The sequence below is a fragment of the Streptomyces sp. NPDC059443 genome, assembly GCF_042750105.1.
Lineage (GTDB): Bacteria > Actinomycetota > Actinomycetes > Streptomycetales > Streptomycetaceae > Streptomyces.
This window is the reverse complement of the sequence record NZ_JBHYVM010000054.1, coordinates 1-11574: the sequence shown is the minus strand read 5'-3', so window position 1 is coordinate 11574 and position 11574 is coordinate 1. Positions and strand designations below refer to the sequence as shown.

Sequence of the window (11574 nt, the reverse complement as noted above, 5' to 3'; positions counted from 1 at the left end):
GGTGGGGTGGCAGCCGCTGTCGCTCCCACCCCCCGGCCGGCGGGCGGCCCCGGGCCGCCCGGGGGGGGGTGGGGGGGGGGGGGGCGGCCCCCCCCCCCCCCGAAACCGGGCCGCACCGGCGCATCCCATCGGCAGTCGAACGTCCGTACTTTAGCCCCGTCTTGTCCCGATTTGCCGACGGATGTGTAACAGGGGTTAGCAAGGCCATGGCCTGAGGGAATCACCGCGTCATGAACCACAACGCACCCCTCCCCCTCGCCCACCTCACCGGCAGCCGCCCCCGCGTGCTCTCGCTGGCCCAGCTCCGCGAGCACGGCGTCTCCGCCTCCGACGCCGCCGACCGCGACTGGCAGCAGATCCTGCCCGGGGTGTTCCTCCTCCACTCCGGCCCCGCGACCAGCGAGGAGCGGCTGCACGCGGCGCTCCTCTACGCGGGCCGCCGCGGCGACGAGGTCATGGTCACCGGGCTCGCCGCCCTCGCGCTGTACCGGTTCTCCGCCGCCCCCGCCCTGGCCGGGCTCCCGCACATCGACGTCCTCGTGCCGAACACCCGCCGGCTGCGGTCCGCCGGTCAGGTCCGCATCGTCCGGTCGCACACCCCGCCCCGGCCGATGGAGGTCACCGGCCTCCCCGTCGCCCCCGTGGCCCGCGCCGTCGCCGACGCCGTCGCCCAGCTCTCCGACGCCGGCACGGTCCGCCGCCTGCTCAGCGAAGCCGTCCGCGGCGGGCACTGCGAACCGGCCGCCGTGGTGCGGGAACTGACGGTGGCCCGGCTGCTGAACCGGCCGCACGTGGTCGACGCCGTCGAATCGCTGCTCGCGGAAGGGCGGGCCATCGCCGAGGACCGGCTGTACCAGCTCGTACGCGGCTTCGAGCTCCCCGAGCCGGTCTGGAACGTGGATCTGCGCCTGCCCGGCGGCCCGCACCTCGGCGGGGTCGACGCGTACTGGCCCGAGCAGGCGGTCGCCCTGGAGATCGACACCCGGGCTCCGCGCCAGGGCGAGGACGAGCAGTGGTCGGAGTCGGTCCGCAAGCGGGAGACGCTGGAGCGGTGCGGGGTGACCGTCCTGCACATCACCCCGCGCAAGCTCCGCGACTGGCCCGAGCAGCAGGCGGCGGTCGTCCGGACCGCCCTGACGGCGTCCGGCGACCGCGAGCCCGCCGCCTACCTCGTCGTACTCCCCCGGTGAGGCGGCGCCGGCCCGAGCAGAGCCGGCGGCGCCGGCTAGGGCAGCGCCGGATTCGCGGGCGAGTACTCCGGGGTGCTCCACCGCAGCCGCCCCGGGTGCACGCTCTCCACCACCGCTTCGACCCGGAACCGGACCCTGCGGGACCCGCCCGGCCCGAACTCCGTCTCGGCCCGCCCGCTGAGCTGGAGCAGCCCCCCGCCCTCCCAGTCCGGGAACAGCAGCCCGGCCCGCTCGTCCGTCAGCAGGTTCCCCAGCGTCAGGAACATCGCGTTCCCGGGATAGTCCGGCCAGGCCAGCTCGGTCGGCGACAGGACCTCCACGAACCCCGGCAGCCCACCCCGGTGACTCGCGTCGGCCCCGTCCGCCTCGGCGGTGGTGGCGACGAAGAAGGTGTCGGCGGCGCGGACGGCCCGCTCCTGGTCGGGGGTGAGCGCGTCCCCGCGCCACACGACACCGGCTCCTTCGGCGGCGAGCTGGACGGGCTGCCGCTTCTGGAGGTACTTGGGGCAGTTCGCGAAGACCTGCTCGACCGACAGCGCGAAGCCGCCCGGAGTCACCTCCAGGGGTCCGTTGAGCCGCATCCGGCGCCGGGTGCGCGGGTCGAGGGAGATCGTCCCGACCCGGGTGCCGCCCGTGGCCAGCGCCCCGGCGAGCGGATCGCCCTCCGGGACTCCGCCGGCGACCGCGATCCGGTCCGGCGCGGTGGCCCGTACGAAGCCGGGGGCGCCGGTCAGCATCGAGCTCCACAGCCGCCCGTGCGCGTCGGCGGCGCCGACGACCAGGTGCGGCTGCTGCGTCAGGAAGGCCGCGGCGACCTCCTTGATCCGCGGTGCGACCGAGCGGCCCACATGGGCCGCGACCTCGCGGACGCCCACCCGGTCCTGTACGGCCAGCGAGCCCCAGTGGTACTCGGGCATTAGAAGAACCCGCAGGTCGGGGCCCCTGTGGTGGGAGCCTCGGCGCCTTCGGCGCCGCTCGGCACGGAGATCTCCAGGCGGGTCCCGTCGGGGTCGTGGAAGAAGATCCCGCCGGAGGACGCACCCTCGCCGTGGGGGACGACCCCCTCGTACGCGAACTCGACGCCCAGGCCGCGCAGCCGCTCCTCGTACGCCCGGACCTCCTCGATGCCGTCCGCCGACAGCGCGAGGTGGTGCAGTCCGGCCGCGGCGGCCGCGTAACCGCTCTCGGCCTGCTGCCACAGCGTGAGGACGAGCTCGCCGTCCTGGCCGAGGAAGGCGAAGCGGCGGCCCTCCTCCTTGCCCTCGCCGAGCACCTCGAAGCCCAGGGCGCCCTGGTAGAAGGCGAGCGAACGGGCGAGGTCGGTGACGTTCAGGCCCACGTGGCCGGTGCGCAGCTTGCTGATGACAGGAGCCGTCATGGCTGGTCCTTTCGGAAGGCCCCTCGCGGGGCGCTCTCTAACCTTCTAAAACTAAGTTAACGGTTAGAGCCGCGGGCGTCAACCGCTCCCGTACGCTTAGGGGGTTAGTAAGACCGGAACCAGGAGGATCTAGAGATGGCGACACCGGCGACGGATCCCCGCCCCCTGACCGGCGAACCGGTGGCCCTGGACCTGATCAACACGCGCTGGATGCACGAGGGCGAGCTCACCGACCTCTTCGGCGGGGCCTTCGGGCTCACCCGCGTCGAGGGACTCGCGATCTGGCTGGAGAGCGCCGGGCTGGCCGGCCGCTTCCGCGCGGACGCGGCCACCCTGGTGCACCTGCTGACCGCCCGCGAGGCGCTGGCCCGCGCGGTCGCGGACCCGGCCGACGCGAGCGCCCGCTCGCTGATCGACGCCGTCCTGGAACACGGCCGGATCCGGATCACCCTGACCGCGGAGGGGGCCGGCGAGCGCTCCGAGTTCGACGACCCCTCGTGGGGCCCCGCCTGGACGGCCGCCCGCGACTACCTGGAGCTGCTGACCTCCGACCCCGACCGGATCCGCAAGTGCGCCTCCGAGACGTGCGTCCTGCACTTCCACGACATCTCGCGCAACGGCACCCGACGCTGGTGCTCGATGGCCGCCTGCGGAAACCGGGCGAAGGCATCACGGCACTACGCGCGCACGCGCGAGCGCTGACCACCTCGAAGTTGTCACACCCGATCCCGGGCAGGGGCGTACTCCGGCCTTGACGGATGGTCGGGAAATCGATAAGTCGATCTTTTAGCCCGAAGGTTCGTACCGCTCTGCCCCGGTACGGACTCTGTGGCGCATCCCGTGAGCTGGCGGGAGTCCGCCATGTCATGTATCGGTCAGTGACAACTCTCCCCAAAGGGCTGTCACTTACGCGAGGCTGACCGGTCATCCGGCACCGAAATCCGGACCGTATCTTTCACTTAGCCAGGGATGCTGATGACCCTCGACTCCCCCAGCTCTATACCCGTGACCCGGCGCGCCGTGCGCGTCGCGGCCGCGGCCGGCCTGGTGGCCGCCCTCGTGGCCACCGGCGCCATGCCCGTCTTCGCGGCGACCGGCACCGATGCCCCCACGGCCAACCCGGCGGTCAAGTCGGCTGACCAGAAGCTCGGCTCGGTCGACGCCGAACTGCTGCAGAAGGCCAAGGACAAGGGTGACCAGAACGTCACCGTCATGGTCGCGACCGCCCCTGGACAGACCCAGCAGGTGGCCAAGCAGCTCGACGCCGTCAAGGGCGCCTCGGTGGGCAAGACGTACGACGACCTCGGTTACGTGCGCGCCACCCTGCCGATCGACAAGGCCGACGCCGCGCTGAAGTCGGCGGCCAAGCTGGACTCCGTGCACGGCATCGACCTGCGCCAGGAGATCCAGCTTCCGGACCCCCGTCCGGACGCGGGCAAGGAGTCCGGCGCGGCCGCCAAGCCCGCCCCCGGGGCCTACCCCGGCCCGGACAAGAACACCCCGGCGAAGAACCCGTACAACCCGTCCTTCGAGACCGGTTCGCTGGACTTCCTCAAGAAGAACCCGACGGCCGACGGCCGCGGCGTGACCATCGGCATCCTGGACTCGGGCGTCGACCTCGGCCACCCGGCGCTCCAGAAGACCAGCACCGGCGAGCGCAAGATCGTCGACTGGGTCACCGCGACCGACCCGATCGCGGACAGCGACGCGACCTGGCGTCCGCAGATCACCCCGGTCACCGCCACCGGCGGCACCTTCACCGCGGGCGGCCAGAGCTGGAAGGCCCCCGAGGGCTCGTACCAGTGGAGCCGTTTCAGCGAGTCGATCACCGCCACCGGTGACATGAAGGGTGACGTCAACCGCGACGGCGACACCACCGACAAGTTCGGCATGCTGTACGACCCGGTGGCCGGCACCGTCCGCGTCGACACCGACCAGGACGGCGACTTCACCAACAACGAGCCGATGAAGCCGTACAAGGACGGTTTCCAGATCGGCTACTTCGGGACGGACAACCCCGCGACCGAGGTGGTGGAGCGGATCCCGTTCACCATCGAGATCCGCAAGGACGTCCCGATGGACCCCTACGGCGGGGACTGGATCGGCAAGAAGGCCGACTTCGTCAACATCGGCATCATCGAGTCCGAGCACGGCACCCACGTCGCGGGCATCACCTCCGCGAACGGCCTGTTCGGCGGCGCGATGAACGGCGAGGCGCCCGGCGCGAAGATCGTCTCCTCGCGCGCCTGCTCCTGGTCCGGCGGCTGCACCAACATCGCGCTGACCGAGGGCATGATCGACCTCGTCGTCAACCGCCACGTGGACATCGTCAACATGTCCATCGGCGGCCTGCCCGCGCTGAACGACGGCAACAACGCGCGCTCCGAACTGTACAAGAACCTCATCGACACCTACGGCGTCCAGCTCGTCATCTCGGCGGGCAACGAGGGCCCCGGCATCAACACCATCGGCGACCCCGGCCTGGCCGACAAGGTCATCTCCGTGGGCGCGGCGGTCTCCAAGGACACCTGGGCCGCCAACTACGGCTCCGGCGTGACGAAGAAGTACAACATGTTCCCGTTCTCCTCGCGCGGTCCGCGTGAGGACGGCGGCTTCACGCCGACCATCACCGCCCCGGGTGCGTCCATCAACACCACCCAGACCTGGCTGCCCGGCTCTCCGGTGAAGGAGGCCGGCTACACCCTGCCGGCCGGCTACTCCATGCTCCAGGGCACCTCGATGTCCTCGCCGCAGGCGACGGGCGCCACCGCCCTGCTGATCTCGGCCGCGAAGCAGCAGCACATCGCCCTCACCCCGGCGAACCTGCGCGTCGCGCTCACCAGCAGCGCGAAGAAGATCGACGACGTCCCGGCGCACGCCCAGGGCTCGGGCCTGATCAACATCCCCGGCGCGTGGGAGTCCATCCGGCGCGGCGCGAAGGCCAACGAGTTCACCGTCAAGGCTCCGGTCGACACCGCGCTCGACCAGTTCCTGAAGACCCCGGGCTTCGGCACCGGCGTCTACGACCGTGAGAGCGGCCTGCAGGTCGGCCAGAAGAAGGTCTACGACGTCGTCGTGACCCGCACCACGGGTTCCAAGTACGGCGCCCCGCACAAGCTCAGCTGGCGCAACAACGACGGTACGTTCAAGGTCCTCGGCGACGACTACGTCATGCTGCCCCTGAACAAGCCGGTCACCATCAAGGTCGAGGCCAAGGCCAAGACCGCCGGTGTGCACAGCGGCATCCTCCAGCTCGACGACCCGTTCACCGAGGGCATCGACAAGATGATCCTCTCCACGGTCGTCGTCTCCACCCCGCTGGCGAAGCCCTCGTTCAGCTACTCGGACACCTCGTCCGTGCAGCGCAACAGCAACAAGTCGTACTTCGTGACCGTCCCGCAGGGCGCCAAGAGCCTTGAGGTCGCCCTCGGCGGGCTCGCGGCGGGCAGCCAGACGCGCTTCATCTCGATCCACCCGTACGGCGTGGGCGTCGAGGACAGCGCGACGACCCAGTGCTACCCGAACTACGACAACCCGGCGAACAAGTGCCGCCCCGACCTGCGCTCCTACCCGAACCCGCAGGCGGGCGTCTGGGAGATCGAGGTCGAGTCGCGCCGTACCTCGCCGCTGCTCGACAACCCGTACAAGCTCGACGTCTCGCTGCTCGGCGCTTCCTTCGACCCCGCGGTCAAGGTCCTGCCCGAGGTCAAGCAGGGCACCCCGGCGCCGGTCCAGTGGACCGTCACCAACAACGCCGCCGCCATCACCGGCGGCAAGCTCCAGGGCGGCGAGCTCGGCTCCGCGAACGTCACGAAGCCGACCATCGCCAACGGTGAGAAGCAGACGTCCACCGTCACCATCGGTGCCGGCGTCTCCCGCCTGGACGTCAAGATCGGCAACACCTCCGACACGGCGGCCGACCTCGACCTCGCCGTCTTCAAGGACGGCGTCCAGGTCGGCATCTCCGCCGGCGGCAGCGCCGAGGAGGCCGTCAGCCTGGCCAACCCGGCCGCGGGCACCTACACCATCGAGGTGACCGGGTACTCGGTGCCGTCCGGCTCCACCACGTACGACTACCGCGACGTCTACTACTCGGCCGCCCTGGGCACCGTCCAGGTCGACGAGGCCGCCGCGGTCAACATCGCCAACGGTGCCTCGGCGCCCGTCTCCGCGAACGTACTGGTCAGCGGGGCCGCCCCGGAGGGCCGCCAGCTCTTCGGCGAGATCAAGCTGCTCAACGCCCGCGGCACCGCCGCCGGCACCGGCAGCGTGCAGATCGACAAGGTCCTCCCGTAACGGAGCGACCGTATGACAGCGTGACCGTATGACCGCGTGACGGAGGGGCGGGTGCCTGGGCACCCGCCCCTCCCGCGTTTCCGCATGCCGGTACACCCGGATATACGCGGCGGCGCCCGGATGCCGTCCGCTCCTCGGACAATGGATTGGACAAGGCTCGTGGGGTCGAACGCATGATGGCTACACGCGCGCCCGCGTCGTACGGATCAAAGGGAGTCACCGTGAGGGTCGGAATCGTCGGAGCCACCGGACAGGTCGGCGGAGTCATGCGCGGCATCCTCGCCGAGCGGAAGTTCCCGGTGGAGGAGCTGCGGCTGTTCGCCTCGGCCCGTTCGGCCGGCTCGACCATCGAGTGGGAGGGCCGCGAGATCACCATCGAGGACGCCTCCACGGCCGACTACTCCGGCCTGGACATCGTGCTCTTCTCCGCCGGAGGCTCCACCTCCCGGGCCCTCGCCGAGAAGGTCGCCTCGCAGGGCGCCGTGGTGATCGACAACTCCTCCGCCTGGCGCGGGGACCCCGAGGTGCCCCTCGTCGTCTCCGAGGTCAACCCGCACGCGATCGCGAACCGCCCCAAGGGCATCATCGCGAACCCGAACTGCACCACCATGGCCGCGATGCCGGTGCTGCGTCCCCTGCACGACGAGGCCGGTCTGACCGCCATGGTCGCCACCACCTACCAGGCCGTGTCCGGATCGGGCCTGGCGGGCGTCGCCGAGCTCAAGGGCCAGGCCTGCGCCGTCTCCGAGGCCGCCGACCAGCTGACCTTCGACGGCGACGCGGTGGAGTTCCCGGAGCCGAAGGTCTACCAGCGGCCGATCGCCTACAACGTGGTCCCGCTCGCGGGCAACCTGGTCGACGACGGCTCCTTCGAGACCGACGAGGAGCAGAAGCTCCGCAACGAGTCCCGCAAGATCCTGGAGATCCCGGAGCTCAAGGTCTCCGGCACCTGCGTGCGCGTACCGGTCTTCGCCGGCCACTCCCTGCAGGTCAACGCCCGCTTCGCCCGTCCGCTGAGCGTGGAGCGCGCCTACGAGCTGCTGCGGGACGCCCCGGGCGTCGAGCTCTCGGACATCCCGACCCCGCTCCAGGCCGCCGGCAAGGACGCCTCGTACGTGGGCCGCATCCGCGTCGACGAGACCGTCGAGAACGGCCTCGCGCTGTTCCTCTCGAACGACAACCTCCGCAAGGGCGCCGCGCTGAACGCGGTCCAGATCGCTGAGCTGGTCGCGCAGGAGCTGCGCCAGGGCTGACCCCGGCGCGCGTACGGCTGAGGGGCGCCACCGTGACGGTGGCGCCCCTTCCGTGCATCTAGAGCGCCAGATGGCGCCGCAGCGCGACGTCGATCTCCGTCATGCGCTGGCGCGGCACCACGCCCACCCTCTGGCGCAGGCGTTCCGCGGCGACCGCGCGGACCTGCTCGCACTGCGCCTTCGAGTCCTTGGGCATGCCGCAATCGACTGCCGGCAGGAGGACCTGGAACGTGAAGACACGGGCGGTGTTCGACGTCAGGGGCACCACCGTGACGACCCCGCGGCCATTGCGCACCACCGACTCGTTGGCGGCGTTGTGCGACACGATCACGGCCGGCCGGACCTTGTTGGCCTCGCTGCCCCGCGCGGGGTCGAGGTCCACGAGGTAGATGTCACCACGCCTCATCGGTGACCCCGTCTCCAGCCGTCCGGTCCCAGAGGGCCGAGTCCTCATCCGTGTCCCACTCGGCGAAGGCCTCGGCGTACTCGGCTTCCAGTTTCGCGGCACGCAGCAGTTCGATCGCTTCGTGTATCACCGCCGAGCGCGAGTCGGCGTCCGTTCTGGTCGCGTACTCGTCGACGAAGGCGACATCCTCCTGCGGCAGGCTCACACTGATCTTCATACCCTCAATGCTACCGAGGTAGGACAAGGCGCGCCACCGAAGTGGCCGGGGGTCGCGTTCGCCCGTGGATTACTCCCACCCGGCAAGCCGATCCACGTGGAAGGATGGGCCGGAACGTCACCATCGAAGGAGATGACCGCGTGCCAGGCACGAATCTGACCCGTGAAGAGGCTCAGCAGCGCGCACAGCTGCTCACCGTCGACTCGTACGAGATCGAACTCGATCTCAGCGGAGCGCAGGAGGGCGGCACGTACCCCTCGGTGACCACCGTGCGCTTCGAGTCCGCCGAGGCCGGCGCCGAGACCTTCATCGACCTGGTCGCCCCGGCCGTGCACGAGGTCGTCCTCAACGGCAAGGCGCTGGACGTGGCCGCCGTCTTCCGGGATTCCCGGATCGCGCTCGGCGACCTCGCCGCCGGCGCCAACGAGCTCCGCGTCGTCGCGGACTGCGCGTACACCAACACCGGTGAGGGCCTGCACCGGTTCGTCGACCCGGTCGACGAGCAGGCGTACCTCTACACCCAGTTCGAGGTCCCGGACGCGCGCCGCGTCTTCGCCAACTTCGAACAGCCCGACCTGAAGGCGACGTTCCGGTTCACCGTGACGGCCCCCGAGGGCTGGACGGTCATCTCGAACTCCCCGACGCCGGACGCCGCCGACGTCAAGGACAACGTCTGGCGCTTCGAGCCCACCCCGCGCATCTCCACGTACATCACGGCCCTGATCGTTGGTCCGTACCACGCGGTGCACAGCTCCTACGAGGGCCCGGACGGGCAGTCCGTCCCGCTCGGCATCTACTGCCGGCCCTCCCTCGCCGAGTTCCTCGACGCCGACGCGATCTTCGACGTCACGCGGCAGGGCTTCACCTGGTTCCAGGAGAAGTTCGCCTACGACTACCCGTTCGCGAAGTACGACCAGCTCTTCGTGCCGGAGTTCAACGCGGGCGCGATGGAGAACGCGGGCGCGGTCACCATCCGCGACCAGTACGTCTTCCGCTCGAAGGTGACGGACGCGGCGTACGAGACCCGCGCCGAGACGATCCTCCACGAGCTCGCGCACATGTGGTTCGGCGACCTCGTCACCATGGAGTGGTGGAACGACCTGTGGCTGAACGAGTCGTTCGCCACCTACACCTCGATCGCCTGCCAGGCGTACGCCGAGGGTTCGAAGTGGCCGCACGCCTGGACCAGCTTCGCGAACTCCATGAAGACCTGGGCGTACCGGCAGGACCAGCTGCCCTCCACGCACCCGATCATGGCCGACATCCGTGACCTGGACGACGTCCTCGTCAACTTCGACGGCATCACGTACGCCAAGGGCGCCTCGGTGCTCAAGCAGCTCGTGGCCTACGTCGGCCAGGACGCCTTCTTCAAGGGCGTGCAGGCGTACTTCAAGGCGCACGCCTTCGGGAACACGCGCCTGTCCGACCTGCTGGGCGCGCTGGAGGAGACCTCCGGCCGCGACCTGACCGCCTGGTCGAAGGCGTGGCTGGAGACGGCCGGCATCAACATCCTGCGCCCCGAGATCGAGACGGACGCCTCCGGCACCATCACCGCCTTCGCGATCCGCCAGGAGGCCCCGGCGCTGCCGGCGGGCGCCAAGGGCGAGCCCGTCCTGCGTCCGCACCGCATCGCGGTCGGCCTGTACGACCTGGCCGACGGCAAGCTGGTGCGCACCGACCGGATCGAGCTGGACATCGACGGCGACCTGACCGCCGTGCCCGAGCTGACCGGCCGTACCCGCCCGGCCGTCGTGCTGCTCAACGACGACGACCTGTCGTACGCCAAGGTCCGCCTGGACGAGGTGTCCCTCGCCAACGTCACCGCGCACCTGGGCGACTTCACCGAGTCGCTGCCGCGCGCGCTGTGCTGGGCCTCGGCCTGGGACATGACCCGCGACGGCGAGCTGGCCGCGCGCGACTACCTCTCCCTCGTCCTGTCGGGCATCGGCAAGGAGTCGGACATCGGTGTGGTGCAGTCGCTGCACCGCCAGGTGAAGCTGGCCGTCGACCTGTACGCCGACCCGGCGTGGCGGGACCAGGGCCTGGCCATCTGGACGGAGGCCTCGCTGGAGCACCTGCGCGCGGCGGCTCCCGGCAGCGACCACCAGCTGGCGTGGGCCCGTGCCTTCGCGGCGACGGCCCGCACCGAGGACCAGCTGACCTACCTGTCGGCCCTGCTGAACGGCTCGGCGGAGATCGAGGGCCTGGCCGTCGACACCGAGCTGCGGTGGGCGTTCCTGGAGCGCCTGGTCGCCACCGGCGTCGCCGACGAGCCGGCCATCGCGGCCGAGCTGGAGCGGGACAAGACGGCCGCGGGTGAGCGCCACGCGGCGACCGCCCGCGCGGCGCGTCCCACGGCGGAGGCCAAGGCCGAGGCGTGGGCCTCGGTCGTCGAGGGCGACTCGCTCCCGAACGCGGTGCAGGAGGCGGTGATCGGCGGCTTCGTCCAGACCGACCAGCGCGAGCTCCTCGCCCCGTACACCGCGAAGTACTTCGCGGCGGTCAAGCAGGTCTGGGAGACCCGTAGCCACGAGATCGCCCAGCAGATCGCGGTGGGGCTCTACCCGTCCCTCCAGGTCTCCGCGGAGACCCTGGCGGCCACGGACGCCTGGCTCGCCTCTGCCGAGCCGAACGCGGCCCTGCGCCGTCTGGTCTCGGAGTCCCGCGCCGGTGTCGAGCGCGCGCTGAAGGCCCAGGCCGCGGACGCCGCCGCCGCCTGATCCTGCGGCTCCGCTCCCGGCGGCTCCGCTCCCGGCGGCTCCGCCCCCGGACCCCCGCGCCGCAAACACCGGGCGGGCCGGATTTTTAACGCCCCCCCGCGCTACCCCGGGGGC

Annotated in this window: 9 protein-coding genes; 5 read left to right on the top strand and 4 right to left on the bottom strand. The window is 70.9% G+C overall.

The window, feature by feature from the left end:
- Positions 1–230: 230 nt before the first annotated feature.
- A complete protein-coding gene (locus tag ACFXDJ_RS34260; protein ID WP_384851208.1) occupies positions 231–1190 on the top strand; it encodes a hypothetical protein in 960 nt (319 codons plus the stop codon).
- 35 nt (positions 1191–1225) lie between these two features.
- On the opposite strand, the gene ACFXDJ_RS34255 is transcribed toward ACFXDJ_RS34260, so the two are convergent.
- Together ACFXDJ_RS34255 and ACFXDJ_RS34250 are read right to left on the bottom strand one after the other, a co-directional pair.
- On the bottom strand, positions 1226–2107 hold the full coding sequence (locus ACFXDJ_RS34255) for a pyridoxamine 5'-phosphate oxidase family protein (protein WP_384660931.1): 882 nt from the start codon (positions 2105–2107) through the stop codon (positions 1226–1228).
- On the bottom strand, positions 2107–2568 hold the full coding sequence (locus ACFXDJ_RS34250) for a VOC family protein (protein ID WP_384660928.1): 462 nt from the start codon (positions 2566–2568) through the stop codon (positions 2107–2109). Before ACFXDJ_RS34250 ends, ACFXDJ_RS34255 begins: the two co-directional genes overlap by 1 nt.
- A 135-nt stretch (positions 2569–2703) precedes the next feature.
- Between ACFXDJ_RS34250 and ACFXDJ_RS34245 the strand changes: the two genes are divergently transcribed.
- From ACFXDJ_RS34245 to ACFXDJ_RS34235, 3 genes are all read left to right on the top strand, one after another.
- Positions 2704–3270, top strand: a complete 567-nt coding sequence (locus ACFXDJ_RS34245) for a CGNR zinc finger domain-containing protein (protein ID WP_384660925.1) — start codon at positions 2704–2706, stop codon at positions 3268–3270.
- A gap of 267 nt (positions 3271–3537) precedes the next feature.
- Positions 3538–6864, top strand: coding sequence for a S8 family serine peptidase (locus ACFXDJ_RS34240; RefSeq protein ID WP_384660922.1), 3327 nt, complete (start codon positions 3538–3540; stop codon positions 6862–6864).
- A 221-nt stretch (positions 6865–7085) separates the two neighbouring features.
- The gene (locus ACFXDJ_RS34235) at positions 7086–8117 is read left to right on the top strand and encodes an aspartate-semialdehyde dehydrogenase (protein WP_384660919.1); all 1032 of its coding nucleotides are present in this window, start codon (positions 7086–7088) and stop codon (positions 8115–8117) included.
- 58 nt (positions 8118–8175) lie between these two features.
- Here ACFXDJ_RS34235 and ACFXDJ_RS34230 read toward each other — a convergent pair whose 3' ends face one another.
- Together ACFXDJ_RS34230 and ACFXDJ_RS34225 are read right to left on the bottom strand one after the other, a co-directional pair.
- Positions 8176–8523: a type II toxin-antitoxin system PemK/MazF family toxin gene (locus tag ACFXDJ_RS34230; protein ID WP_384660916.1), complete on the bottom strand. Its 348-nt coding sequence runs from the start codon at positions 8521–8523 to the stop codon at positions 8176–8178.
- Positions 8510–8740 carry a ribbon-helix-helix domain-containing protein gene (locus ACFXDJ_RS34225; protein ID WP_384660913.1) on the bottom strand — a complete coding sequence of 77 codons (231 nt, stop codon included), beginning with the start codon at positions 8738–8740 and terminating at the stop codon, positions 8510–8512. Before ACFXDJ_RS34225 ends, ACFXDJ_RS34230 begins: the two co-directional genes overlap by 14 nt.
- A gap of 140 nt (positions 8741–8880) precedes the next feature.
- Here ACFXDJ_RS34225 and pepN point away from each other — a divergent pair, with 140 nt between their 5' ends.
- Positions 8881–11460, top strand: a complete 2580-nt coding sequence (gene pepN / locus ACFXDJ_RS34220) for an aminopeptidase N (RefSeq protein ID WP_384660910.1) — start codon at positions 8881–8883, stop codon at positions 11458–11460.
- The last annotated feature ends 114 nt before the right edge of the window (positions 11461–11574 follow it).

Coding starts and splice junctions, on each gene's coding strand:
- ACFXDJ_RS34260 (WP_384851208.1), top strand. CDS start 231: ATGAACCACAACGCACCCCTCCCCCTCGCCCACCTCACCGGCAGCCGC.
- ACFXDJ_RS34255 (WP_384660931.1), bottom strand. CDS start 2,107: ATGCCCGAGTACCACTGGGGCTCGCTGGCCGTACAGGACCGGGTGGGC.
- ACFXDJ_RS34250 (WP_384660928.1), bottom strand. CDS start 2,568: ATGACGGCTCCTGTCATCAGCAAGCTGCGCACCGGCCACGTGGGCCTG.
- ACFXDJ_RS34245 (WP_384660925.1), top strand. CDS start 2,704: ATGGCGACACCGGCGACGGATCCCCGCCCCCTGACCGGCGAACCGGTG.
- ACFXDJ_RS34240 (WP_384660922.1), top strand. CDS start 3,538: ATGCTGATGACCCTCGACTCCCCCAGCTCTATACCCGTGACCCGGCGC.
- ACFXDJ_RS34230 (WP_384660916.1), bottom strand. CDS start 8,523: ATGAGGCGTGGTGACATCTACCTCGTGGACCTCGACCCCGCGCGGGGC.
- ACFXDJ_RS34225 (WP_384660913.1), bottom strand. CDS start 8,740: ATGAAGATCAGTGTGAGCCTGCCGCAGGAGGATGTCGCCTTCGTCGAC.